The sequence below is a fragment of the Acrocarpospora phusangensis genome, from assembly GCF_016862995.1.
GTDB classification, from domain to species: Bacteria; Actinomycetota; Actinomycetes; order Streptosporangiales; family Streptosporangiaceae; genus Acrocarpospora; species Acrocarpospora phusangensis.
In genome coordinates this window covers 1-25553 of the sequence record NZ_BOOA01000070.1, presented here as the reverse complement: position 1 = coordinate 25553, position 25553 = coordinate 1, and the positions used below count along the sequence as shown (strand labels likewise).

24 protein-coding genes are annotated in these 25553 nt (G+C 71.0%); 2 read left to right on the top strand and 22 right to left on the bottom strand.

Going from position 1 to position 25553, the window contains the following annotated elements; all coding sequences use genetic code 11:
• Window positions 1–12: 12 nt before the first annotated feature.
• The gene (locus tag Aph01nite_RS31505; RefSeq protein WP_204044678.1) at window positions 13–456 is read right to left on the bottom strand and encodes a DoxX family protein; all 444 of its coding nucleotides are present in this window, start codon (window positions 454–456) and stop codon (window positions 13–15) included.
• Window positions 453–635, bottom strand: coding sequence for a hypothetical protein (locus Aph01nite_RS31500; RefSeq protein ID WP_204044677.1), 183 nt, complete (start codon window positions 633–635; stop codon window positions 453–455). Before Aph01nite_RS31500 ends, Aph01nite_RS31505 begins: the two co-directional genes overlap by 4 nt.
• A 167-nt stretch (window positions 636–802) precedes the next feature.
• Between Aph01nite_RS31500 and Aph01nite_RS31495 the strand changes: the two genes are divergently transcribed.
• Window positions 803–1453 carry a LuxR C-terminal-related transcriptional regulator gene (locus Aph01nite_RS31495; protein ID WP_204044676.1) on the top strand — a complete coding sequence of 217 codons (651 nt, stop codon included), beginning with the start codon at window positions 803–805 and terminating at the stop codon, window positions 1451–1453.
• Here the strand turns inward: Aph01nite_RS31495 and Aph01nite_RS31490 are convergent.
• The 20 genes from Aph01nite_RS31490 to Aph01nite_RS31395 form a co-directional block, all read right to left on the bottom strand.
• Window positions 1450–2697 (bottom strand): glutamate-5-semialdehyde dehydrogenase, encoded by a 1248-nt coding sequence (locus Aph01nite_RS31490; RefSeq protein ID WP_204044675.1) that lies wholly within the window; start codon window positions 2695–2697, stop codon window positions 1450–1452. The two genes, Aph01nite_RS31495 and Aph01nite_RS31490, sit on opposite strands and share 4 nt — an antisense overlap.
• A 14-nt stretch (window positions 2698–2711) precedes the next feature.
• A complete protein-coding gene (gene proB / locus Aph01nite_RS31485) occupies window positions 2712–3800 on the bottom strand; it encodes a glutamate 5-kinase (protein ID WP_204044693.1) in 1089 nt (362 codons plus the stop codon).
• A gap of 64 nt (window positions 3801–3864) precedes the next feature.
• Entirely contained in the window at window positions 3865–5214 is a 1350-nt protein-coding gene (gene obgE, locus Aph01nite_RS31480; RefSeq protein WP_204044674.1) for a GTPase ObgE, read from the bottom strand.
• A gap of 115 nt (window positions 5215–5329) precedes the next feature.
• Window positions 5330–5587, bottom strand: coding sequence for a 50S ribosomal protein L27 (gene rpmA / locus Aph01nite_RS31475; protein WP_204044673.1), 258 nt, complete (start codon window positions 5585–5587; stop codon window positions 5330–5332).
• Between the two features lie 6 nt (window positions 5588–5593).
• Window positions 5594–5908 (bottom strand): 50S ribosomal protein L21, encoded by a 315-nt coding sequence (rplU, locus tag Aph01nite_RS31470; RefSeq protein ID WP_204044692.1) that lies wholly within the window; start codon window positions 5906–5908, stop codon window positions 5594–5596.
• A 183-nt stretch (window positions 5909–6091) separates the two neighbouring features.
• Window positions 6092–8944 (bottom strand): Rne/Rng family ribonuclease, encoded by a 2853-nt coding sequence (locus Aph01nite_RS31465; protein ID WP_204044672.1) that lies wholly within the window; start codon window positions 8942–8944, stop codon window positions 6092–6094.
• Between the two features lie 103 nt (window positions 8945–9047).
• Entirely contained in the window at window positions 9048–9764 is a 717-nt protein-coding gene (locus tag Aph01nite_RS31460; protein ID WP_204044671.1) for a TIGR03936 family radical SAM-associated protein, read from the bottom strand.
• A 159-nt stretch (window positions 9765–9923) separates the two neighbouring features.
• Complete coding sequence (locus Aph01nite_RS31455; RefSeq protein ID WP_204044670.1) at window positions 9924–11834, bottom strand: TIGR03960 family B12-binding radical SAM protein; 1911 nt, start codon at window positions 11832–11834, stop codon at window positions 9924–9926.
• A gap of 19 nt (window positions 11835–11853) precedes the next feature.
• Entirely contained in the window at window positions 11854–12738 is an 885-nt protein-coding gene (locus Aph01nite_RS31450; protein WP_204044669.1) for a phosphotransferase family protein, read from the bottom strand.
• Window positions 12735–14147: an NsdA family TPR-like regulatory protein gene (locus Aph01nite_RS31445; protein ID WP_204044668.1), complete on the bottom strand. Its 1413-nt coding sequence runs from the start codon at window positions 14145–14147 to the stop codon at window positions 12735–12737. The genes Aph01nite_RS31450 and Aph01nite_RS31445 overlap by 4 nt, the downstream gene beginning before the upstream one ends.
• A gap of 54 nt (window positions 14148–14201) precedes the next feature.
• A complete protein-coding gene (locus Aph01nite_RS31440; RefSeq protein WP_204044667.1) occupies window positions 14202–14447 on the bottom strand; it encodes a hypothetical protein in 246 nt (81 codons plus the stop codon).
• Window positions 14448–14586: 139 nt separating this feature from the next.
• The gene (gene rodA / locus Aph01nite_RS31435; protein WP_204044666.1) at window positions 14587–15765 is read right to left on the bottom strand and encodes a rod shape-determining protein RodA; all 1179 of its coding nucleotides are present in this window, start codon (window positions 15763–15765) and stop codon (window positions 14587–14589) included.
• A complete protein-coding gene (gene mrdA, locus Aph01nite_RS31430; RefSeq protein WP_204044691.1) occupies window positions 15762–17798 on the bottom strand; it encodes a penicillin-binding protein 2 in 2037 nt (678 codons plus the stop codon). The genes rodA and mrdA overlap by 4 nt, the downstream gene beginning before the upstream one ends.
• Before the next feature lie 5 nt (window positions 17799–17803).
• On the bottom strand, window positions 17804–18307 hold the full coding sequence (mreD, locus tag Aph01nite_RS31425; protein WP_204044665.1) for a rod shape-determining protein MreD: 504 nt from the start codon (window positions 18305–18307) through the stop codon (window positions 17804–17806).
• A gap of 1 nt (window position 18308) precedes the next feature.
• Window positions 18309–19244, bottom strand: coding sequence for a rod shape-determining protein MreC (mreC, locus tag Aph01nite_RS31420; protein ID WP_204044664.1), 936 nt, complete (start codon window positions 19242–19244; stop codon window positions 18309–18311).
• Window positions 19245–19253: 9 nt separating this feature from the next.
• Window positions 19254–20285, bottom strand: coding sequence for a rod shape-determining protein (locus Aph01nite_RS31415; RefSeq protein WP_204044663.1), 1032 nt, complete (start codon window positions 20283–20285; stop codon window positions 19254–19256).
• A gap of 195 nt (window positions 20286–20480) precedes the next feature.
• Complete coding sequence (ndk, locus tag Aph01nite_RS31410) at window positions 20481–20891, bottom strand: nucleoside-diphosphate kinase (RefSeq protein WP_204044662.1); 411 nt, start codon at window positions 20889–20891, stop codon at window positions 20481–20483.
• Window positions 20892–20979: 88 nt separating this feature from the next.
• Window positions 20980–22509 (bottom strand): lysophospholipid acyltransferase family protein, encoded by a 1530-nt coding sequence (locus Aph01nite_RS31405; protein WP_204044661.1) that lies wholly within the window; start codon window positions 22507–22509, stop codon window positions 20980–20982.
• An 11-nt stretch (window positions 22510–22520) separates the two neighbouring features.
• Complete coding sequence (locus Aph01nite_RS31400) at window positions 22521–22859, bottom strand: DUF4233 domain-containing protein (RefSeq protein WP_204044660.1); 339 nt, start codon at window positions 22857–22859, stop codon at window positions 22521–22523.
• 2 nt (window positions 22860–22861) lie between these two features.
• On the bottom strand, window positions 22862–24181 hold the full coding sequence (locus Aph01nite_RS31395; RefSeq protein WP_373872349.1) for a bifunctional folylpolyglutamate synthase/dihydrofolate synthase: 1320 nt from the start codon (window positions 24179–24181) through the stop codon (window positions 22862–22864).
• Between the two features lie 225 nt (window positions 24182–24406).
• Here Aph01nite_RS31395 and Aph01nite_RS31390 point away from each other — a divergent pair, with 225 nt between their 5' ends.
• Complete coding sequence (locus tag Aph01nite_RS31390) at window positions 24407–25528, top strand: folylpolyglutamate synthase/dihydrofolate synthase family protein (protein WP_239162123.1); 1122 nt, start codon at window positions 24407–24409, stop codon at window positions 25526–25528.
• The last annotated feature ends 25 nt before the right edge of the window (window positions 25529–25553 follow it).

Genomic DNA, 25553 nt, shown 5'->3' with positions numbered 1-25553 from the left:
CCGTGTCAGACGTCAGACGGGTTGCGGCACCGCCTCGGCGGGCTTGACCTCCCGGCGGCGCCCGAAGATCAGGTGGTCGAGGCTGATCCGCCCGGGTCCGCCGACCGCCAGCAGCAGCGCGACCGCGCCGAGCGCCAGCACCAGTTCGAAGCCGGAGTTGGCCAGCATGAGGCCGTGCCCGGCGTGCACGAACACCAGCGCCCCCACCATGATCACGAAGAGCGCGGCGCCCGCCAGCGCGGTCAGCAGCCCGAGCACGAGCATGATGCCGCCGCCCAGTTCGCCGGCGATCACGAACCAGGCCGAGACGCGCGGCGCCGGGATGTTCCACTCTGCGAACCCGCGCGCGGTCGCGTCCACGCCCCGCTGCGCCTTGGCCCAGCCGTGCGCGACGAAGACGACGCCCAGCGCCAGCCGGCCGATCACGGCGGCGAGGTCGTAGAGCGCCCGCTTCACCGGCGCTCCCCGACCGGCTCCTCGAGCAGCTTCTCCAGGCCCACGCCCGGCTCCTCGGGCAGCTTCTTCCGTCCCGTCCTGCGCCAGTTCAGATGACCGTGGCTCTCCAGCAGCAGCAACAGCCGGTCGGCCACCACCAGCACCACCACCACGAAGCCCAGCGCGATAAGTATGTCCATGACAGCAAGTGAAATTGACCTCGCGGAACGTCACCGGGAGCGACACGCGTCCTGCCCCGCTAGTGACCGCCAAGTCGTTCCCAAGACCTCCGGTCCACCATTCGATCAGGTCGATCTGGACGATCTGGACGATCTGGACGATCAGGGCGTCGTCGGTTGGAGGAGAAATGAGCGGCACCATCACCGCGGTCGTGGCGGACCGGCATCCGCTGTACGCGGAGGGAATCCGTTTCGCCCTGGAGCGCGAGAGCGGCATCACCGTGATCGGTACCGCCGCCGACTCCCTGGACGCGCTCCGGCTCTCCGTCCGCCTTCACCCCGACGTGGTCCTCATCGACCTGGGCATGCTGGACGCGCTGGAGTACCTGAGCCGCCGCTGCCCCGGCGTACGGGTGCTGGCGCTGGGCCAGTCCGACAACGATGCCGACCTGGTCGCGGCCCTGCGCGCGGGCGCCCAGGGCTACCTGCTGAAGGGCGCGAGCCCCGGCGAGATCGCCGCGGCCGTGCGGTCGGTGGCCCTGGGTCACCTGGTGTTCGGCCCCGGCCTGGGCCCCAGCGTGCTGGCCCGGATGACCGGCAGGTCCCCGTCCAGCCCCTTTCCCGGGCTGACCCAGCGCGAGCACGAGGTGCTGGAGCGGCTGGCGGACGGCCGCTCCAACGCCGAGATCGCCCGCGAGCTCCACCTGGCGCCGAAGACCGTGCGCAACCACGTCAGCAACGTGCTCAGCAAGCTGGAGGCGGACAGCAGGGTGGACGCCGCCCTGCTGGCCCGCGACGCCGGCCTGGGATCCCGCCGGCTGGTCGCCGCCGCGGTCTAGGTGCGGATGTGCCCGTCGCCGGTGTAGATCCACTTGGTGGAGGTCAGCTCCGGCAGGCCCATCGGGCCGCGGGAGTGCAGCTTCTGGGTGGAGATGCCGATCTCCGCGCCGAACCCGAACTCGCCGCCGTCGGTGAAGCGCGTGGAGGCGTTCACGGCGACCGCCGCCGAGTCGACCAGCGCCGTGAAACGCCGCGCCGCCGGCTGGGACCGGGTGATGATGGCGTCGGTGTGGGCGGAGCCGTACCGGCGGATGTGGGCGACGGCCTCGTCGAGTGAGCCGACGACGGCCGCGGCGATGTCCAGGGACAGGTACTCGGCGTAGAAGTCGTCCTCGGTGGCCGGGACCACGTCGGGGCTGTAGGCGGCGATCGCCGGGTCGCCGTGCACGGTGACGCCGGCGTTCTTGAGCGCCGCCAGGGCCTTCGGCACGAACTCGTCGGCGATGTCCGCGTGCACCAGGAACGTCTCGGCGGCGTTGCACACCGACGGGCGCTGCGCCTTGGCGTTGATCAGGATGGACAGCGCCATATCCTGGTCGGCGTCGGCGTCCACGTAGACGTGGCAGGTGCCCACCCCGGTCTCGATCACCGGGACCGTGGACTCCTCCACCACGCTGTTGATCAGCGACGCGCCGCCACGCGGGATCAGCACGTCCACCAGGCCGCGCGCCCGCATCAGCTCCTTGACCGAGTCCCTGGTCAGGCCCGGCACCAGCTGCACCGCCCCGGCGGGCACCTCGGTCTCCGCCAGCGCCTCCTGCATCACCCGCACCAGCACCGTGTTCGACGCGTACGCGCTGGACGACCCCCGCAGCAGCACCGCGTTGCCGCTCTTCAGGCAGAGCGCCGCCGCGTCCACGGTCACGTTCGGACGGCCCTCGTAGATGATCCCGATCACGCCCAGCGGCACCCGCAGCTGCCGCAACTCCAGCCCGTTCGGCAGCGTGCTCCCGCGCACCACCTCGCCCACCGGGTCGGGCAGGTCGGCGACCTCCCGGACCGCGCCCGCGATCTTCTCCACCCGGGCCGCGTCCAGCCGCAGCCGGTCGATCATCGCCTCCGACGTGCCCGCCTCCCTGGCCTTGGCCACGTCCTCGGCGTTGGCGGCCACGATCTCCGCCGTCCTGGCCACCAGGGCGTCCGCGATGGCCCGCAGGGCGCGGTCCTTCGGGCCGCGCGGGAGCGGAGCCAGCAGCTGGGCGGCGTCCTTCGCCGCCTGGGCGACCTTCAGAAACTCACTCATCGCGGATACCTCCGTCAGTGGACGTGCGGCTCGAGTATGACGATGTCGTCACGGTGGATCAGCTCGCGCTCGTACTCCGGGCCGAGCGCGCTGGCCAGTTCGCGGGTGGAGCGGCCGAGCAGGTCGGGGATCTCCCCGGCGTCGAAGTTGACCAGGCCGCGGGCGACCGGGTGGCCGCTCGGGCCGTACAGGTCTACGGGGTCGCCGGCGGCGAAGTCGCCTTCGACCTTCAGCACCCCGGCGGGGAGCAGCGACATGCGGCGCTCCACGACGGCGGCGACCGCGCCCCCGTCCAGGTGCAGACGCCCCCGGCCGGTCGCGGCGTGCGCCAGCCAGAGCAGGCGGGTGCCGGGGTGGCGCCCGCCCGGGTGGAAGTAGGTGCCGACGTCCGCGCCGGCCAGCGCGTGCGCGGCGTGCGCGGCGGCGGTCAGCACCACCGGGACGCCCGCGCCAGTGGCGATCTTGGCGGCCTGCACCTTGGTGACCATGCCGCCGGTGCCGACGCTGCCGCCGCTGCCGAGCTCGACCCCCTCCAGGTCCTCCGGACCGCGCACTTCGGCGATCCTGGCCGAGCCGGCCTTGCGCGGGTCGCCGTCGTAGAGCGCGTCCACGTCGGAGAGGAGCACCATCGCGTCGGCGTGGGTCAGGTGCGCGACCAGGGCGGCCAGCCGGTCGTTGTCGCCGAACCGGATCTCGTCGGTGGCCACCGTGTCGTTCTCGTTGACCACCGGGACGATGCCCAGTTCGAGCAGCCGGGCCAGGGTGCGCTGCGCGTTGCGGTGGTGCGAGCGGCGCATCATGTCGTCGGCGGTGAGCAGGACCTGGCCGACGCGCAGGCCGTACCGGGCGAAGGAGGAGGTGTAGCGGGCGATCAGCACGCCCTGGCCGACCGAGGCGGCGGCCTGCTGGGTGGCCAGGTCCTTGGGCCTGGCCCGCAGGCCGAGCGGCCCCAGCCCGGCGGCGATCGCCCCGGAGGAGACCAGGACGACCTGCGTGCCCGTCTGGCGGCGGGCGGCGAGCACGTCCACCAGGGCGTCCACCCGGTCGACGTCGATCATGCCCTGCGGGGTGGTCAGCGAGGAGGACCCCACCTTGACCACCATCCGCGCTGCGCTACGGACCCTGTCCCTGCCCACGAAGCTCCTTTCGCCCACGCGGCTCCTCTACCTACAGCCGGTTGTCGGTGCCCCTGGGGCCGCCGATGCGGGTCTGGGCGGCCTCCGAGGGCCGCCAGTCGAAGATATAGCCGTTCTCCATCGACCCGATGATCACCTCGACGCCCGCGTCGGCGCCCGCCTCGATGAGCGCCTCCTCGACGCCCAGCCGCTCCAGCCGGTCGGCCAGGTAGCCGACGGCCTCGTCGTTGGTGAAGTCGGTCTGCCGGATCCAGCGCTCCGGCTTCTCGCCGGTGAGCTGGAAGGTGCTCTCGTTGACCCGGCGCAGCGCGAATCCGGCCTCGCCGAGCTGCTTGGGCCGGATGACCAGCCGCGTCGGCTCCTCGACCGGCTTCTCGGCGCGGGCCCGCGCCACCATCTCCGCCATCGCGTACGCCAAGGGGTTGAGCCCCTCATGGGACGCCGCGGAGATCTCGAACACCCGCATCCCGCGCTCGGCCAGCAGCGGTTTGACCAGATCGGCCAGCTCGCGCGCGTCCGGCACGTCCACCTTGTTGAGCACGACCATGCGCGGCCGATCCTGCAACGAGCCGTACGCGGCCAGTTCGGCCTCGATGACCTCGAAGTCGGAGACCGGGTCGCGCCCGGGGTCCAGGGTGGCGCAGTCGAGCACGTGCACGATCGTGGAGCAGCGCTCCACGTGGCGCAGGAACTCGTGCCCGAGGCCCTTGCCCTCGGAGGCGCCGGGAATGAGCCCCGGCACGTCCGCCACGGTGTAGACGACGTCGCCCGCCGTGACCACGCCCAGGTTCGGGATGAGCGTCGTGAACGGATAGTTCGCGATCTTCGGCCGGGCCGCGGAGAGCGCCGCGATCAGCGAGGACTTGCCGGCGTTGGGGAAGCCGACCAGCGCGACGTCCGCGACGGTCTTCAGCTCCAGCGTGATGTCGGCGGCGTCGCCGGGCTCCCCCAGCAGCGCGAATCCGGGCGCCTTGCGCTTGGAGGTGGCCAGCGCGGCGTTGCCGAGCCCGCCGAAACCGCCCTGCGCCGCCACGTAGCGGGTGCCGGCGCCGATCAGGTCCACCAGCACCTCCCCCGTACGGGCGTCCTTCACCACGGTGCCGTTGGGGACCGGGAGGATCACGTCCTCGCCGCGGGCGCCGTCCCGGTTCGAACCCGCGCCCTGCTTGCCGTTGCCCGCCTTGCGGTGTGGCCGGTGGTGGTACTCCAGCAACGTCGAGGTGTTGGGGTCCACCTCCAGGATCACGTTGCCGCCCGGGCCGCCGTTGCCCCCGTCGGGGCCGCCCAGCGGCTTGAACTTCTCGCGGTGGATGGAAGCGCAGCCGTGGCCGCCGTCACCCGCCTTGATGTGCAAGATGACGTGGTCGACGAAATCAGCCATGGCCTGCTTCCCCTAGAAAAATGAAACGAGGCGGATCGGACTCACCGACCCGCCTCGTCCTCCGGTCTCGACGAGAAACCCGAGGGCTCGGGTCTCTCGTCGTTCTTCGCGGGATTTACTCCGCGACCGGGATGATGCTCACCGCGCGACGACCGCGCTTGCGACCGAACTGCACGTGGCCCGCGACCAGCGCGAACAGCGTGTCGTCGCCGCCACGGCCGACGTTGTCGCCGGGGTGGTGGTGGGTGCCGCGCTGCCGGATGATGATCTCACCGGCGTTCACGAGCTCACCGCCGAAACGCTTGACTCCGAGACGCTGGGCGTTGGAGTCGCGGCCGTTCCGGGTGGACGAGGCGCCCTTCTTGTGTGCCATGACTGCCTACTTCCCAGGGTTGATGCCGGTGACCTTCACCTGGGTGTACCGCTGGCGGTGGCCCTGGCGCTTCTTGTAACCGGTCTTGTTCTTGTACTTGAGAATGCGGATCTTCGGACCCTTGGTCTCGCCGAGAATCTCGGCGGTCACCTGGAACTTGCCGAGAGCGGCCGGGTCGGTGGTGACATCGCCGTCGTTGACGACGAGAATCGCCGGCAGCGCAAACGTGGAACCGATCTCACCGGCGACCGTGTCCACCTCGATGACGTCTCCCACGGAGACCTTCTGCTGCCTGCCGCCGCAACGAACGATCGCGTACACCGCGGAAACCCTTCTTGTCTGCTGGATGCTGCGCCTCGACACCCGATCGCTGGATACGTATTGCCGGCGGACCAGGGGAGCGCGCGAAGCCAGGCACGCCACCAGGCGCACCGATTGACTAGGGTACCGGATTATCGGGACCGAGGTCGAACCGGGCGGAACACCGGAGCTAGGAAGTCTGTCTCAGTCCGCCGATCTGGACCGCCGGGAGCGTCGCCGCCCCCTCGGCTGCCCCTCGTCGAAGCTGTCGGTGACGCTCTCCCGGCCGTCGTCGGCGGCCACCACGGCCGCGCCGTCGCCGAGCTTCTCCGCGACCGCCTTCTCGATGGCCATCTTGCCCTGCGTGCCCCGCGGCTCCGGCTTGGCCTCGACCGGCTCGGTGGAGACGATCAGGCCGCGGCCGTGGCAGCAGTCGCAGGGCGTGGAGAACGCCTCCAGCAGGCCCTGGCCGACCCGCTTGCGGGTCATCTGCACCAGGCCCAGCGAGGTGACCTCGGCCACCTGGTGCTTGGTCCGGTCCCGGGCCAGGCACTCCAGCAGCCGCCGCAGCACCAGGTCGCGGTTGCTCTCCAGCACCATGTCGATGAAGTCGATGACGATGATGCCGCCGACGTCGCGCAGCCGCAGCTGGCGCACGATCTCCTCGGCCGCCTCCAGGTTGTTCCTGGTGACGGTCTCCTCCAGGTTGCCGCCGTGGCCGGTGAACTTGCCGGTGTTGACGTCGACGACGGTCATCGCCTCGGTCCTGTCGATCACCAGCGAGCCGCCGGAGGGCAGCCAGACCTTGCGCTCCATCGCCTTGGCGATCTGCTCGTCCACCCGGTAGGCGGCGAACACGTCGCCCGGCTCGTCCCACCGGGACAGCCGCTCGGCCAGGTGCGGGGCGACGTGGCTGACGTAGTCCTCCACGTCCGACCAGACCTCGTCGCCGGAGACGACCAGCGACGCGAAGTCCTCGTTGAACACGTCCCGGACCACGCGCACGGTCAGGTCGGGCTCACCCGACAGCAGCTCGGGCGGGCTGGCCGACTTGGCCTTGCGCTGGATCGCCTCCCACTGCGCCGACAGCCGCGCCACGTCCCTGGACAGCTCGTCCTCGGAGGCGCCCTCGGCGGCGGTCCGCACGATCACGCCCGCGTTCTCCGGCATCACCTTGCGCAGGATCTGCTTGAGGCGGGTGCGCTCCTTGTCCGGGAGCTTGCGCGAGATGCCGGTCATGGAACCGTCCGGCACGTAGACCAGGTACCTGCCGGGCAGGCTGATCTGCGAGGTCAGGCGGGCGCCCTTGTGGCCCATGGGGTCCTTGGTGACCTGCACGAGCACCGGCTGGCCGGACTTGAGCGCGGCCTCGATCCGGCGCGGCTGGCCCTCCAGACCGGCGGTGTCGAAGTTCACCTCACCGGCGTACAGCACCGCGTTGCGGCCCTTGCCGATGTCCACGAACGCCGCCTCCATCGACGGCAGCACGTTCTGCACCTTGCCCAGGTACACGTTCCCGACGTACGACTGGCTGGACTCGCGGTCCACGTAGTGCTCGACCAGCACGCCGTCCTCCAGCACGGCGATCTGGGTACGGCCGCCGTGCCTGCGGACCACCATGACCCGCTCGACGGCCTCACGCCGGGCCAGGAACTCCGACTCGGTGATGATCGGCGGGCGGCGGCGGCCCATCTCGCGGCCCTCGCGGCGGCGCTGCTTCTTCGCCTCCAGGCGGGTGGAGCCGCGGAAGCCCTGCACCTCGTCCACGGACGTGGTGGTGGCCACGGCGGTCCGGCCGGCGCGCGGCGCGCGGATCCTGACCACCGTGTTCGGCGGGTCGTCGCTGATCGGCTCGGCGTCGTCGGTGCCGCGCCTGCGCCGCCTGCGGCGACGCCGGGAACCCGTGGTCTCGCCCTCCTCGTCGGCGGACGCGGCCTGCGCGTCCTCCTCCTCGCCGGGCTCCTCCTCGGCGCTCTCGTCCTCGCCCTGCTCGTCGGTGTCGCGGGCCCTGCCCCGGCCCCGGCCGCCCCTGCGGCGACGCCGGCGGCGGGAACCGTCCTCGCCGGCCTCCTCGTCGCTCTCCTCGGCCTCCTCCGCCTCGGCGGTCGCCGGCTCCGGCTCCTCCACCGGCTCTTCCGGCTTCACCGGCGCCTGCTTCACCGGCACCTGTACGGCCGCGAACGGGTCAGGCGCCTGGAACAGCGGCTGGAACACGGCGGCGGGCGCCTGGAAGGTCACCGACGGCACGTCCGGCTGGCGAATGGCCGACAGCCCGAACGGGTCGGCCACCACCCGCGCCTGCGGGGACGGCTCCTCGTCCAGGTCCTCCCCGGCGGGCTCGTCGTCCAGCGGCTCCTCGGCGGGCAGGGCGAACATCATCGCGGCGGCCACCTCGGCCTCCGCGGCGCTCATCGCGCTGGATCGTTCCGTACGGTGCTCCGCGACGTCGTCCTTCTTGCGGGTGCGCCGGCGCTTGACCGGGGCCTCCTCGATCGCGGGCTCGGGGGTCGCGGTGGTCTCAGCGACCTCAGCGGCCTCAGCCGTCTCGCCGACCTCGGTGGTCTCCGCGACCGGTTCGGCCTTCTTGCGGGTGCGGGTACGCCGAGCCGGCTTCACCGGCTCCTCGGCCGCGCCGGGAGCGGCCTCCAGGGCGGCGCCGACGGCATTCTCAGCGGCCTTCTCGGCGCTCGTGGTGTCGTCCGGCGTGACGTCCGCGGCCTTCGTCCTGCGCCGGGTGGCCCGCTTGGGCTTCTCGGCGACCTCGGCCGCTTCGGGGGCAGCGGTTTCCGTGACCGCCGTCTCGGGGGTCACCTCGACGGCGACCGGCTCCGCCGTCCGCCTGGTGCGCGTCCTCTTCGGTTTTTCCGCGACCGCCGTGCCCGCGAGTGCCTGGGCGGCGGCGGCCTGGATCGCCGGAGCCGACGGGATGTCGTCAGGCTCGGGCGGCGGGCCCGCCGGGCGGCTGGCCCGGCGGCGCACCGGGGCCTCGGTTCGCTCGGTAGTCGTGTTGTTCTGTTCTGTTGTCGTATCGCCGACAGTTGGCTCGTTGTCGAGCATGCGGGCGCTCTCCCGTCAGCTCCCGGGCACGTTTCCGCGCCGCGCGGGAGCATTCGTCTCTCGCGGTCCGCCTGGCCTCCTCACGGGGCCGCGGCGGCAAGTCCTATAGGTCTCCACCAACCCGGTCGAGTTCGAGCGGATCGGCGGGCTCACCGGTCATCGCGTCGAGCGGCCCCTGCGCCAGCCTGGTCACCGCGGGGGGTGACGGCGGCGCGAAGCCTGCCACGAGACGCAAACCCATGAGCACGTCATCGGGCCGAACGGCAGGAGTTTCGTGCCGAACAACCATGCGAAGTATGACACACGAAGGAAACGGCTCCTGACCTGCCGTTCCATCCGCGGCAGCCGCCACGGTGAGGGTTTGGACCGCCTGGCGCGCGTCGAACGCACGCATCCCCTTCTTGGTCAGGCGCTCCACTTCCACACTCGGCGCGGCCAGAAACGCCGCCACCGCCGATGCGGCCTCGCCCGGGTCCACCCCGGTCAGCCGCACCTCCCACATCGACCCCTCCAGCCGGTCTGCCAGGCTCCCCGCGTGTGCTTCGACCACGTCGAGCACGTCCAAGCCCGGCGGAAGCGAGGAGTCCAGGTCGGCGCGCAGCCGCTGCGGATCGCACGCGCGGCTCACCCCGATCTCCAGGTACTCGGCCTCGCTCGCCACCCCGGTCGGGGCGGCTCCGGCGTAAGAGATCTTCGGATGTGGACTGAACCCCGCGCTGTACGCCACCGGGATACCGGCTCGCCGCACCGCTCGTTCGAGCGCGCGGGAGATGTCGCGGTGGCTGGTGAAGCGCAACCGTCCGCGCTTGGCGTAACGCACACGAAGGCGCTGCACCACGGGCGCGGGCGGGGGCCCATCGGGAACGGGTTTCAGTGTTCCGTCGTCCTTCCGGTCTCGTCTTGTCCTGTTATCGGTGTTCTTTCAATGTTCTTCTGGTCAGAAATTCTTCTCCCAGCATATGCCGCTCCCACCTGTCGTTCACACGACGGTAAGCGGCAGCAGCTTCCGCCCGGTGGGACCGATCTGAATCTCGGTCCCCATGGTGGGGCAGACGCCGCAGTCGTAACACGGCGTCCAGCGGCAGTCCTCGACCTCGACGTCGTTGACGGCGTCCTGCCAGTCCTGCCAGAGCCACTCCCGGTCCAGGCCGGCGTCCAGGTGGTCCCACGGCAGGACCTCGTGCTCCTCGCGCTCGCGGGTGGTGAACCAGTCCACGTCCACCCCGACCTGGGCGGCGCACTTCATCCAGCGTTCATAGGAGAAGTGCTCGCTCCAGCCGTCGAAGCGGCCGCCGTCCGCCCACACGGCCTCGATCACCGCGCCGACCCGGCGGTCGCCCCTGGACAGCAGGCCCTCCACGATGGACGGCTTGCCGTCGTGGTAGCGGAATCCGATGGCCTTGCCGTACTGCTTGTCGTTGCGCAGGCTGTTGCGGAGTTCGCGGAGGCGGCGGTCCACCGTCTCGTGGTCGCACTGGGCGGCCCACTGGAACGGGGTGTGCGGCTTGGGCACGAATCCGCCGATGGAGACCGTGCAGCGGATGTCCCGGGAGCCCGTGGCCTCGCGACCGGCCTTGATGACCTTCTTGGCCAGGTCGGCGATGCCGAGGACGTCGATGTCCTCCTCGGTGGGCAGGCCGCACATGAAATACAGCTTCACCTGCCGCCACCCCTGCGTGTACGCGGTGGTGACGGTGCGGATCAGATCCTCCTCGGTGACCATCTTGTTGATCACCTTGCGCATGCGCTCGGACCCGCCCTCGGGCGCGAAGGTCAGGCCGGACCGCCGTCCGTTGCGGGAGAACTCGTTGGCCAGGTCGATGTTGAACGCGTCGACCCGGGTGGACGGCAGCGACAAGGAGGTGTTGGTGCCCTCGTACCGGTCGGCGAGGCCCTTGGCCACCTCGGCGATCTCGGAGTGGTCGGCGCTGGACAGCGAGAGCAGGCCGACCTCGTTGAAGCCGGACTCCTTGATCCCGTTGGCCACCATGTCGCCGATCACCGTGATCGACCGCTCCCGGACCGGACGGGTGATCATGCCCGCCTGGCAGAACCGGCAGCCCCGGGTGCAGCCGCGGAAGATCTCCACGCTGAACCGCTCGTGCACGGTCTCGGCCAGCGGCACCAGCGGCTTCTTCGGGTACGGCCACTCGTCCAGATCCATCACGGTGTGCTTGAACACCCGCGAGGGAACCCCGGCGCGGTTGGGCACGACCCGCTTGATCCGGCCGTCCGCCAGGTACTCGACGTCGTAGAACTTGGGCACGTACACCCCGCCGGTCTCGGCCAGGCGCAGCAGCACGCCGTCCCGGCCGCCCGGCTCGCCCTCGGCCTTCCACTCCCGGACCACCTCGGAGATGGCGATCGCGATCTGCTCGCCGTCGCCGAGCACGGCGGCGTCGAGGAAGTCGGCGATCGGCTCCGGGTTGAACGCGGCGTGCCCACCGGCCAGCACGATCGGATCGTCGTCGGTCCGATCGACCGCGTGCAGCGGGATCCCCGCCAGGTCGAGCGCGGTCAGCAGGTTGGTGTAGCCGAGTTCGGTGGAGAACGACACCCCGAACACGTCGAAGGCGCGCACCGGGCGGTGCGCGTCCACGGTGAACTGGGGCACGCCCTCGGCGCGCATCAGCGCCTCCAGGTCGGGCCACACCGCGTAGGTGCGCTCCGCCATGGTGTCCGGGAGCTCGTTGAGGATCTCGTACAGAATCTGCACGCCCTGGTTGGGGAGGCCGACCTCGTAGGCGTCCGGATACATCAGCGCCCAGCGGACCGTGGCCTCGTCCCAGTCCTTGACGGTCGAGTTCAGCTCACCCCCCACATACTGGATCGGCTTCTGCACCTTGGGCAGCAGCGGTTCCAGGCGGGGAAACAGGGACTCGACAGACATGCCTTCAAGGGTATCCGCATCAGAAGGCGTGCCAGGTACGGTTGTCACCCGCCCGCAGCGAAGCCAGCCGGAACCGCAGCTCCGCCCGCGACCCCGGATCCCGGTGCGCGTTCCGCAGCACGGCCGTCAGCGTCTGGAGTTCCCGGGTGTCGCGGAGCACGCCGTACCCGGCCCAGTTCCTGGCGTCGTAGCCGTACGCCTCGACGAATCCGTCCCGTTCGGCCTCGGTCAGCCCGAACCTGGCCCCCACCAGGGTGGGCACCAGGTCGATCTCGCGAGGCCCGGCGCTCACCGAGTCCCAGTCGCACAGCAGCAGCCCCTCAGGTGTACGGAGCAGGTTGCCCCGGTGCGCGTCACCGTGCACCAGTCCGTACGGCAGAGCGAACTCCAGCCGCTCGTAGTAGTCGTCGGAGAGCGCCGAGCACCGTTCGGTCAGCCACTCGCGTTCCTCCTCGTCGATCGCCTGGCTGGCCGCGATGGCCCGCCGGATCGTGCCGAAGGGGTCGAAGGTCGGCAGGTCGAACGGCACCGGCGGCAGCGAGTGCAGCCGCCGGAGCATCAGGCCGAGCGGCGCCGGGTCCGGGGGCGGGCCGGCGTGCTCCTCGTAGTGCCAGAACGTGGCCAGCGCGCCGTCGACGGCCAGCGGCTGCTTGACGTCGAGCGGCATGGTGGCGGGGAAACCCTGCTCGACCAGCCAGCGGGTGACCTTGAGCGAGGTGACCAGGCGGTCGTACTTGCCGAGGGTGTTGGCGTCGGACAGCCGTACCACGACGGCCTCGGCCGGGAGCAGGTAGACGACGTTGGCGAAGCTGCGCAGCAGGCGCGCGCCCGCCGGGTTCAGACCCGCCGCACGGCAGGCTTGCGCGAGCGCCGCGGGCACGCCGGCGACGGTGGGAGCGGTCATGTGTTCAGCTGCCTCGCCGGAGGATCGAAGGTCAGGTCGCGGGTCTGCGCCAGGCCGACCGAGCAGAAGCCCTCGATCTGGCGGGCCATGCGGTCCGACACCAGCGACCGGCTGGCCGACAGCGTCGCGCCCAGGCTGTCGATCCGCCGCTCCGGCGGCAGCTCCAGCAGCGGGGCCACGGCCTGCTCCGCGCCGTCCTGGTCGTCCTCCAGCACGTACGCGATGGCGAGATGGGCCCTGGCCATCGCCTCGCACCCGTAGGAGCGGTTCTCCCGCTCGTCGGCCGAGTAGAGCCGGATGGCCTCCCTGGCCTCGTCGATCGCCTTCGGCGCCTGGCCCAGGTGCAGGTGGGTGACGGCCGCGTAGTAGTGCTCCTTGGCGGGACGGAACGCGAACTCCCCCGCGATCTCGTCGTGCAGCTCGTCGTGGCCGCCCGACGCGCGGGCCTCGGCGGCCTTGAGCAGTTCCTCCCTGGCCTCCGCGGAGCGGCCCAGCATCGCGCTGGCCCGCGCCCTGAGCATGTGCAGCCGGGCCCCGCCGCTGCCGGTGGACAGGTGGGTGAGCGCGTCGCCCGCGTACCTGGCCGCGTCCTCGTAGCGGCGGTCCCAGAGCGCGACCGAGGCCTGCATGCCCCGGGCCCAGCCCATCAGCGAGGGATGCCCGGAGATCCGGCCGTACGTCCAGGCGGCCCTGGCCAGCGTGTCGGCCGGCACCCGGCGGCCCATGTCCATGCTGGCGTTGGCCATCAGCCCGCACAGCGCGCCGGTGAGGAAGTACAGCTCGCCCGCCTGGGTCGGGTGGATCCGGCGTTCCAGCGCCTTCCTGGTCTGCTCCTGCAACGCGCGCATCTCCACGAACAGCGGCAGCGGCGACTCCCACACGTACCGGCGGCCCACCCAGACCACCTGGGTGCGCAGCCGTTCCAGCGCGCCGGAGCCGAGCTCGCTGGTCTCGGCCTCCTCGGCGTGCTCGCTGGCCTCGGCGGCGGCGTCCGCGATCGGGTCGCCCGCCCCCGGCTGCGCCCGGCGAGCCTCCTCGGGCGTGTAGTCGCGGGCGAAGCCCAGCTGGACCGGGCCGGTCTCGAACAGGCGGCAGAGCAGGTCGGTGTACTCGCGGTCCGGCCGCGCGCCCGCCTCCCACTCCCGCCAGGAGCGTTCGGTCAGGCCTCGGCGCTTGATCTGGAACCGGTCGCACATGCGGTGGAACCGGTCGATCGCCTCCTCCACCGTCCACCCGTTGGCCAGCCGCATACATTTCAACCGGGAGGTGTGGGGGGAGCTGAGGTGGATCTCCTCGGCGATCTGATGGATGACGGCGGTCGACGGCGCCTCACCCAGGGCCGCGAGCGTGCGGTCCCGGATGGCGCCGGCGAACTGGATGGCCGAACGGTCACGGGCGGATTGGGTCATGGACTCTCCAAGAGGGGGCGCTACCACGCTAGCCCGGCACCTGTTACGAAATGGTCACCGGGTGATATGCGAGTCGCTCTCCGCGCGGAACGGGCCGACCGTGCCGCCGTTGCGAAGCTGGGCGAGGAAGAGCTGGCCGCACAGGCTGGCCGCCGTCTGGGCGAACCACACCGTGGGCGGATTCCCGGCCGCGGCCGCCGCCCATCGGCCGCCGCCGTACACGATCCGGTAGTCGGGAAATGCCTTTCGGAGCAGGTCCAAAGCGCGCCCGCGCTCCTGCGCCTCGTCGTCCGGAGTCACCGTTCCTCCGTCTATGCGGGTGAGCGTCTGCTTCATCTAGGTCATCTAGGTCATCGCACATTCAAGGTACGTTCCCAGATTGTTCGCTTGACGGAGGCTGCGCCAGTGAGAGCGGTTCGCAGGATCCTGCGGACGGCTCTCACCCCGAGAAGCTGCGCTCCTTGACGTGGATGGCCTGCAACAATCCGATCCCGATCATGTTCGCGAAGGTGGCCGTGCCACCGTACGACACGAACGGCAAGGGCAGTCCCGTGATCGGCATGATGCCGATCGTCATCCCCACGTTGATGAACATCTGGAACGCGAACCAGCAGACGATGCCGCCCGCGACGAGCGCGCTGAACCGGTCCTCGCACTGCCGGGCGATGCGCAGCCCGCGCAGCAGCACCACGCCGAGCAGCGCCACCACGGTCAGCGCGCCCAGGAAGCCGAACTCCTCCCCGGCCACGGTGAAGATGAAGTCCGTGTGCTGCTCCGGCACGAACCGGCCGGTGGTCTGGCCGCCCTGGAACAGGCCCTTGCCGTAGATCTCGCCGGAGCCGATGGCGATGAGCGCCTGCGTGCTGTTGTAGCCGACGCCGCGCGGGTCGCTGGCCGGGTTGATGAACGCCGTGAACCGCGCCACCTGGTACGGCTGGAGCAGCCCGAGCGACCACACGAACCCGCCCGCCAGCCCCGCCGCCACCATGACGACGACGATCCACCGCTTCCGCACCCCGGAGAAGATCAGCACCCCGGCGGTGATCACCGTGAGGACCATGGTGGTGCCCAGGTCGGGCTGGAGCATGACCAGCGCCATCGTGACCCCGGCCGCGGCCAGCCCGAGCAGCATGTCCAGCGTCCGCGGCCGGTCGGTGCCCTCGGCCGGCTCGGCCAGCAGCATCGCCAGCAGCAAGACCAGCGCCGGTTTGGCCAGCTCGGACGGCTGCACGGCGAAACCGCCGCCGAGCATGATCCACGAGTGGGAGCCGTTGACCGTGGAACCGACGGGCGTGATCACCAACACCAGCGCGATCAGGGCCGCCGCGTACGCCACCGGCGCGTAGGCCCGCAGCCGGCGCGGATCGGCCATCGCCACCGCGCTCAGCAGGGCGGCGCCGATGCCCAGGTTGAGCACGTGCTTCTTGACCAGGCCGGTCGGCTCCACCGAGGCCCAGGTCCTGGTGGAGGACCAGACCAGCAGTGTGCCGATCACGCAGAGCGCGGCCACGGCGGCCAGCAGCGGGCCGTCCATGCGGCGCACCGCGGAGCCCTCGCCGACCGCGCGGCTGGCCAGCGACTTGCGGCGGGGCGCCGCCGCGGTGGTGGCGGGGTTCATCGGTTCACCGTGCCGTCAGGCTTGATCCGGGGCGGCCGGGCGGGTGGTTCCGGGAGCGCGGCGGGCGCGTGGTCCTTGCCGAACCCGTAGATGCCCTCGTAGATCTGGCGCACGGCCGGGGCGGCGGTGGAACCGCCCATGCCGCCCTGGGAGACCATGACGACGACCACGTAGCGAGGTTTCGACGTGGGGGCGAAGGAGGCGAACCAGGAGGTGTCGGCCTTGCCGTACACCTCGGCGGTGCCGGTCTTGCCGCCGATGCGGACGAGGTCCATCGGCCAGCCGCCGAACGCGCCGGCGGCGGTGCCGTCCGAGGGCACCTGGCTGAGCGCGTCCTTGATGTATTGCCGGGTCTCCTCGCTGATCGGCAGGCGGCCGACCACCGGCGGCTTGATCTCCTTGACCATGGTGCCGTCCGGCCGGACCAGCGCCCAGGCGATCCTGGGGCTGCGCAGCCTCCCGTCGCCGACCAGCGCCGCGTACGCGTTGGCCAGTTGCAGCGGCGTCACCAGCACGTCGCCCTGCCCGATGGAGAAGTTGGCCGCGTCACCCGCCCGCCACTGGAAGCCCTCCAGGCAGTTCTCGTACGCCAGCCGCTTCAGGAACGCCGCCCTGGCCGAGTCCTTGACCTCGGGGTAGCCCTTCTTGGCGCGCACGCAGTTCTGCGCGCGGGTGGCCGCCCACAGCTCCTTCTTCCAGTACCGGTCCGGGATGCGGCCCGGCGACTCCCCCGGGATGTCGATCCCGGTCTTGGCCCCGAACCCGTACGCCCGGGACATCGCGGCCATCGGGTCCTTGGGCTTGGGCTTGGGTTTCATGCCGCCGTCGCGCAGCCACATCTCGTACGCGGCCCGGTAGAAGATCGTGTCGCACGACTTGACCAGCGCGGTGTGCAGGTTCATCGGGCCGAGCCCGATTCCCCGGAAGTTGTGGAACGGCCGGCTGCCGACCATGAACGCGCCCGGGCAGTCGTACGTGCCGCGCAGCGGATACCCGTCCTTGACCATCGCCGACACCGAGGTGACCTTGAACGTCGAGCCGGGCGCGAAGGTGCCCTTGATCGCCCGCGACACCAGCGGACGCCCGGACTGGTCCGACAGCAGCCGCTGGTACTCGTTCTCCGAGATGCCGCCCGTCCACACCGACGGGTCGTAGGTGGGCACGCTGGCCATCGCGATCACCCGGCCGGTGCGCACGTCCAGCACCACCCCGGCGGCGCCGTCCGCGCGCGGCGCGGACTTCATCGCCCCGGCCAGCGCCTTCTCCACGATGTCCTGCACCCGCGCGTCGATGCTGGTGATGAGCGTGTCCCCGGTGACCGGGGAGACCTGCTGCTCGACCCCGATGACCTTGCCCAGCCGGTCGACCTGGACCCGGCGCAGTCCCGGCTTGCCGCGCAGCGCCTCGTCGTAGACCGACTCCAGCCCGTCCCTGCCGACCAGGTCGACGCCCGAATAGCTGGCCTTCAGCCCTTCCCGCTTCTCCAGCTCGTGCTCCGTGACCGGCTGCAGGTAGCCGAGCACCTGCGACGCGTGCGATCGGCCCGGGTACTCCCGCACCGCCTGCACCTCGGCCGTCACCCCGGGAAACTCCTCCTGGCGCTCCAGGATCTGCAGCGCCTCCCGCGTGGTCACCGCGTCGTCCACCGGAATCGGCTGGTACGGCGAGCCGGGGAAACACGGCCGGGCCACGCCGGGCCCGCACGGGCGGATGCGCTCCCGCAGCGTCTCCGGCGTCGACTTGAGCACGGCCGCCAGCTTCGCCAGCACGGCCTTCCCGCCGTCCGGCATGCGCTCCAGCCTGGTCCTGTCGATGGACACCACCAGCCCGCTGCGGTTGCGCACCAGCGGACGCCCGGAGGAGTCCAGGATCTGCCCGCGGATGGCCGGCACCATGACGACCCTGGTCCGGGTCTCGGTCGCCACCACCCGGAACTCCGGACCGCGCGCCACCTGGATCTGCCAGAGCCGCACGCCCAGGACCACCAGCAGCGTCATCACCGTCACGTGCAGCACCACGAACCGGGCTCGCATCCGGATCACCAGCGCCTCCTTCCCACCACCACGACGTCCCTGCGCCGGGCCGGCCGGTAGAGGCGGTGCACGATCCAGACCACGATCGGCGCGGCCAGCAGGTTGCACAGCGCCGCACCCGGCCAGAGCGACACGAAGGTGTTCCAGTCCACGCCCGGATCGCCCAGCAGCGACCCGACTCCCACGGCCAGCGCCGGAGCGCCGGCCGCGCACACGGCCACCGACAGCATCGGCACCCGGTTCGCCCACCGGCCGGCCAAGTATCCGGTCACGCACATGACCAGCGCGTACTGCCCGAGCACGTGGTCGGCGGGCGGAGCCAGGTCGGCGGCGAGCCCGGTCAGGAAGCCGATGACCGCGCCGCCCAGCGGGCCGCGCAGCGTGGCGAGCGCGATCACCACCAGCAGCACCAGGTCGGGCGTCACGGGGAAGCCCAGCCGGTTGACCACCGTCACCTGCAGGACCAGGGCGAAGAAGAGCAGCACGATCGTGCCCAGGTTCCTCGCCATGTCAGACCGCCGGATCGTTCGGCTTGCTCGGCTTCGGCGACGGACGCGGCTGGGGATCGGGCCGGCCACCCGGCAGCACGGAGTCACGCGGCGGCCGGGCCGGGCCCTGCACCACGACGCCGACCACGTCCAGCGAGGTCAGATCGGCGAACGGCCGCGCGTACGCCGTGCGGGTGAGCTCGCCGGGAGTCGCCTCGACCCGCTCGATCACCCCGATCGGCACCCCCGCGACATACGGCGTGCCCCGCAGGGAGCCGAAACTGACGATGCGGTGGCCCACGGTGAGCGGGGCCGAGGAGTCCAGCAGCCGGAACCGGATGAACCGGCCGTCGCTGCCGTTCTCCCCCAGCCCGCTGACCACGCCGAGCTCGTTGCCGCCCTCCAGCCGCGCCCCCGCCGAGGAGGCCGGGTCCGACAGCAGCACGACGGTCGCGGTGTGCTCCGCCGCCTGCACCACCCGGCCGACCAGTCCCTGGGCGTTGAGCACCGTCATCTCCCGGCGGATGCCGTCCCTGGCGCCCGCGTCGATCTCCACCGCGTCCTCGAACCCGGGGGCCGACCTGCGCGCGATCACCTGCGCCGGGACGACGCGGTAGCCGCCCCGCCCGGACAGGCCCAGCATCCCGGCCAGCTGGGCCGAGCGCTGCTTGTCCAGCCGCTGCGCGGTCAGCTCGCCGCGCAGCCTGCCGTTCTCCCTGGACAGCTCGTCGATCCGCCGCTGGGCGCTGGACGCGCCCGCCAACGATTTGAAGAACGAACCGACGGGCTCGGTCACCGAGACCGTGGCCCGCTCGGCCGCGCCGAACACTCCGGCGGTGAACCCCCGGACCGGCCCCAGCACAGGGCTGTTGCCGCTGCGGTGATCCACGGTGATCAGCACCAGCGCGGTCGCCAGCAGCGTGCCCATCACGATCCGCGCCCGCCGTGTGTCCTTCATCGTTGTGCCTCAGTGCCTCGGTTCGGGGACCAGGACCTGCTGGAGCGCGTCGAAGTCCTCCACGCAGCGGCCGGAGCCGAGCGCGACCGAGTCGAGCGCGTTGTCGACCACGTAGACCGGCATGCCCGTCTCGTCGCGGAGGCGGTCGTCCAGGCCCTTCAGCAGCGCGCCGCCGCCGGTCAGCGCGAGCCCCCGGTCCATCAGGTCGCCGGACAGCTCCGGCGGGCACTTGTCCAGCGTGGACTTGACCGCGTCGACGATCGCGTTGACCGGCTCCTCGATCGCCTTCCTGATGTCGGCCGCGGAGACCACGACCGTCTTCGGCAGGCCGCTGACCAGGTCACGGCCGCGAACCTCGGCCTGGAACTCCTCCGGCAGCAGGCACGCCGAGCCGATCGCGATCTTGACCTCCTCGGCGGTGCGCTCGCCGAGCATCAGCGAGAACTCCTTCTTGGCGAAGGTGATGATCGCCTGATCCAGCTCGTCGCCGCCGACCCGGATGGACTGGCTGGTCACGATGCCGCCCATCGAGATGATCGCGACCTCGGTGGTGCCGCCGCCGATGTCCACGACCATGTTGCCCGTGGGCTCGTGCACCGGCAGGTTGGCGCCGATGGCCGCGGCCATCGGCTCCTCGACGATGTAGACGCGCCGCGCGCCGGCCTGGTATCCGGCCTCCTTGACCGCGCGCTGCTCGACGCTCGTGATCCCGCTGGGGACGGCGACGATGATGCGCGGCTTGGCGAAATGGCGGCGTTTGTGTACGCGTTGGATGAAATAGCGGAGCATGCGCTCAGTGACGTCGAAGTCGGCGATCACACCATCCTTGAGCGGGCGAACCGCCACGATGTTGCCTGGCGTGCGCCCGATCATGCGTTTGGCCTCGATGCCAACCGCGACGATCTTGCCCGAGGTGGTGTTGATCGCGACTACCGACGGCTCGTTGAGCACGATGCCACGCCCGCGCACGTAGACCAGGGTGTTGGCCGTGCCGAGATCGACCGCCATGTCACGGCCGAGGAACGCAAGCTTGCTGCCCATGGCGAAGGAGGCCCCCCTTCAGGTGGTCCGCAGGTGATAACGCATCGCATTCGAATCGTAACGTGTCGTACCCAAGACCGAGCACGCCGACCCTCAGAATCTTCACGTTTATCCCCATCTACCTGCGGAAATACGAAAAGCCCCGGGAATCCGGGGCTTTCGCGCGCGCCTGCCGGCCGAAACCGGCCGACGCGACTAGAAACGGTCGGGGAAGAAGATTTTGATCTCCCGTGCGGAGGACTCGACCGAGTCGGAGCCGTGCACCACGTTCTCGCCGATCTCCAGGGCGTGGTCGCCGCGGATCGTGCCGGGAGCCGACTTCACCGGGTCGGTGAGGCCCGCCAGGGCGCGGAACGCCTCGACGGCGCGGGGGCCCTCGACGACCAGGGCGACCAGGGGCGCGGAGGTGATGAACTCCACCAGCTCGCCGAAGAACGGGCGCTCGGAGTGCTCCGCGTAGTGCGCCTTGGCCGTGTCGGCGTCCAGGGTGCGCAGCTCCATGGCCACGATCTTGAGGCCCTTGCGCTCGATGCGGCCGATGACGTCGCCGACGAGGCCGCGACGGACCCCGTCCGGCTTGATCAGGACAAGCGTACGCTCGGACACTGGTTTCTCCTTCGATGCGATCCGCGGCCACGCTCTGGGCCGGCCGCGGAAGGAAGATTCGGGGGCGCGCACACGCGCAAGGCGCAGTTTACCGGTCACTTCCCGGCTGGTCGGCCGCGTCCTCCGGGGACGGCGTCGGAGCGGGCACCACCACCGCACCAGGCTCCTCCGGCGCCTCGGGAGCGGCGGGCATCGGGGCCGACGCCGACGCCGACCTCCGGGCCAGGAACGACGCCAGCAGCAGCACGAGGACGACGACGAAGCCGCCGATCAGCGCCCACAGGTGCAGGGCTCCCACGAACCCGTCCACCAGGGACTGGCGGGTGGCGTCACCCGAGAGGCTCACCGCCCTCAGCCGGGTCACCTGGATGCCCGTGCCGAGCAGGAACCCGGCCAGCACGGCCGGGAACAGCAGGGAGAGCCCGAACAGGGCGGCCACCTGCCCCGCCAGCCGGAGCGCGCTGACCAGCGCGACGGCGGCCCCACCGGCGAGCAGCACGAAGGGCACGACCAGCAGCGAACCGCCCAGGGTGGGGACGAGCAGCCGGATCGCGCACAATCCCACGACGACCGTCACCAGCCCCGCGGCGGTCAGCCTGGCCGCCTTCTCCTCGCTCACGCGCATCGCGCCGTACGCGCCCATCAGCGCCACGACGACGGCCGCGCCGAACGGCGCCCACATCCCGGACAGTCCCGGTCCGCCGAGGCCGCCCAGCTCCACGTACGTCAACTGCGCCGCCGTCGGCAGCACGACCAGCCCCACCCCGACGTTGGTGAACGCCAGCGCCCGCCCGCCAGGCCCGTCGAAGGTGGCCACCGAGCTCAGGCCCAGCATCGCGATCACCGCCACCGACGCCACCGCGATCACCGTGACGGGCGGCCAGTCGAACGTGGTCCCCACCGCGAGCACCGCGATCCCCGCCGACGGCACCGCCGCCATGACCAGCCTGGTCCGCTCGGTCGGCGACAGCCGCTCGTGCCGTGCGGCGCCTTCCCGGTCCCCCAGCATCCACAGCACCAGGAACACCGCCGCCAGCGCCAGCGCCACCCCCGTCAGCAGCGGGTACGGCTGGAGCGTGACCTGCCACGAGGACACCGCGTCCAGCGGCCACAGCGCCAGCGCCTGCGCCGACAGCAGGCTCACCGCGAGCGCGCCCGCCCAGATGGGCAGCAGCACCCGCCGGGACGGCCGCTCCATCGCCGCCACCAGCGTCGCCGGGACCAGCAGGCCCGCTCCGACGCCGTGCAGCACCCGCAGGGCCCCCACGGCTCCCGGCCCTCCGGCGAAACCCCCGGCGGCGTCCGCGAGGGCCAGCACGGTCAGCCCGGCGACCAGCACGGGCGCGGCCCGGAACCGGCGCACCGCCAGCGCCGCGGCCGGCACGGTGAGCAGCATGGCGGGCAGGGCCAGCCCGTGGGCGCGCATCATCGCGATCTGCGACACGTCCGGGGGCAGCAGCGCCGCCACCACGGAGATGGTGTTCGGGATCGCCAGGATCGCCAGCGGCAGCGTCACCAGGATCAGAAGCGCCACCAGGACGTCGACCACGATGGCCGCCGCGGGCGCGCGCACGACGTGCAGCGGAGGATGCAGCGGCTGAATGGGGGGTACGGCCATGCTGGCCGACTTTAGCGCTTCGTCGCGCCCTCGACACGGCGAGCGACGAATATCGCCGTTATCCATAGAGCCGCGAAGATTGCCCCGAGAAAGAACATCGTGCTGACCAGGAAGCCCGTCGCGATCGCCAGCACCTGGAGCACCGTTCCGGCGATGAAGGCCGCGGGGTACCTGAGCAGGCCCGCGACCAGCACGCAGAGCACCGCCAGGCCGATTCCGACGCCGGCGGCCAGCCGGGGCTCCACGTTCTGGATCGTGATGGCGACCGGCGTCGCCAGCGCGACCACGATCGCCTCCATGCCGAGCACGGTGGCGCCGAGACGGCGCATGCCGGGAGTGACGTCGAACATGCTCAACCGACCTTCAGGAGAACGCGGGCGTCGCCCGCGGTGACCACGGAACCCGTGATGAGCACACCCGACCCGAACTCGTCCTGGTCGGCGAGCCCGATCGCCAGGTCGATGGCGTCGTCCAGCCGGGGCGCCAGGTGGACCCGGTCCTGCCCGAAGACGCTCTCCGCGCGCTCCGCCAGCTCCTCGGCCTCCATCGACCGGGGCGAGGAGTTCCGGGAGACCACGATCTCCTCGACGACGGGTTCCAGCAGCTCCAGGATGGTGTCCACGTCCTTGTCCGCCATCACGGCGACCACGGCGATGAGCCGGTTGAACCCGAACGCCTCCGTGATGGCGTCCACGGAGGCCTCCATGCCGCCGGGGTTGTGCGCGGCGTCCACGATGACGGTCGGGCCCGTACGGACCACTTCCAGGCGGCCGGGGCTGCGCACCTGGGCGAAGGCCTGCCGTACGAGGTCGTCCGCGAGGGGTTCGTCGCCCGCCGTGAGGGCCTCCACGGCGGCCAGGGCGGTCGCGGCGTTGCCGGCCTGGTGGCCGCCGTACAGGGGGAGGAAGACGTCCTCGTAGACGCCCTTGAGCCCGCGCAGGTGCAGCAGCTGGCCGCCCACGGCCAGCTCGCGGTGGAGGACCCCGAACTCCAGCCCTTCCCGCGCCACGGTCGCCCCCACCTCGGCCGCCCGCCGCAGCAGCACCTCCGCCGCGCCGACGGTCTGCTGCGCCAGTACGGCTGTCGCCCCCGGCTTGATGATCCCCGCCTTCTCGCCCGAGATCGTCTCCACGTCGGGACCGAGGTAGTCGGTGTGGTCCAGCGAGATGGGCGTGATGACGGCCACCGTGCCGTCCGCGACGTTGGTCGCGTCCCAGGAGCCGCCCATGCCGGTCTCGACGACAGCCACGTCCACGGGCGCGTCCGCGAAGGCCGCGAACGCCATCGTGGTGAGCACCTCGAAGAAGCTCACCCGCCCGAACTTCTCGTCCACGATCCCGAAGTACGGCTCCAGCTCGTTGAACAGCTCCACGAAGCGTTCCTCGGACAGCGGGACGCCGTCGACGCAGATGCGGTCACGCATGGACGCGAACTCGGGGCTGGTGTAGCGGCCCACCCGGAGGCTCCGTTCCCGCAGCAACGCCTCGACCATCCGGGCCGTGCTCGACTTGCCGTTGGTCCCGGCGATGTGGATCACGGGGTACGCCGCCTGCGGCCGGCCGAGGAGATCGACCAGGCCGACCATACGGTCGAGGGTCGGATCGAGGTCCCATTCGACGCCGCGGAGCCGGATCGCGGCCTCGACCGCCTGAATGTCCTGCGCTGCTGTCACTGCGTCAGCTTAATACCGAGGGCAGTGGGTCCCGTCAGTGGCACAGAAGGGGCTGGGTACGCACCTCAGGGGACATTAAGGGGGCATTTGCGGAGCGAATAGACTCGCGCGGTGAGTTCTGACAGGGCGTTCTTCGCGGACTGGCGGTCCCGGCCGGGCGGTTCCCGCCGCAGCCTCGACCGGGCGCGAAGCCTGCACCGCCTGATCGGCCTCACGGGAGCGAGTGTGCCCGTGCTCACCGTGGTCGGCTCGAAGGGGAAGGGCACTGCGGCGACGTACGCGTCCGCGTTCCTCGCCGCGACGGGCGCGCGCGTGGTCACGGTGACGAGCCCTGGCCTGCGGTCGAACCGGGAGCGCATCCGGGTCGACGGAGCCGCGATCTCCGCGGCCGAACTCGAAGCGCTCGGCGAGCGGATCAGCCGTGGGCTCCAGCAGTTGCCCGGCCGGGACGAGTTGCCCGGTCATCTGGCGCCCGCGGGGCTGTTCACCGCTGCCGGTGTGCTGCACGCGAAGGCGGCCGGAGCCGATTACCTCGTGCTTGAGGCCGGGATGGGCGGCGGGTCAGACGAAGTGTCGCTCTTCCCACCGAACGTGGCGGCCATGACGGAGATCTTCGCCGAACACGTTGGCGTGCTCGGCGACACCGTCGTGGAAATCGCCCAGGAGAAAGCCCGCGTCATCTCCGGAACGACCGCGGCTGTTCTGTCGCTTCCACAACAGCCGGCCGTTCAGGAAGCCATCCAGGATTTCGTAAGCCAGCGGGCGAACCTGCGTGTGGACGTCCTCGACACACGTGACGGCACTCTGCCGTCCGAACTCCTTCCTCCCTCGTACGGCCGATGGAACGCCGAACTGGGTTGTTCCGCCGCCGCCAGACTGCTTTCTCTGCTCGGCCGAGAATTGCCGGATCCAGGGAAGCTCAGGCAGGTACTCGAATCCGTGAAATTGCCGGGACGGCTCTCGCGCCATTTTGTTCCGGGCAGCAAGACGGAGATCTACATGGATTCCGCCATCAGCGGGGCCGGAGTCGCCACCGCCCTGAGGATGGTGCGCCGGAACTGGGATCACATAGACCACGTTCTGGTCTGCCTGCCTGATCACAAGGACGTGGAAGGGGCCGTACTCGAACTCGCCGGGTATCCGGTCACGTTCGTGCGACTGTCCGATCCTCACTTCAGTTTCACCAGGTCACTGCCGGAGAACTGGGCGGTCGTCGAGGAGGACAAGGTCACGCCGGCGTTCCTGAGCGGGCTCGGCGAGCATGTGCTCAGCCTGGGAACGGTGTTCTTCTCCGGGCGCATGCTGAATGTGCTGAACGCCCCGACGGAACGCCTCTTCACCGCCTGAACATTCGCTCCGAAAACGACCCTGG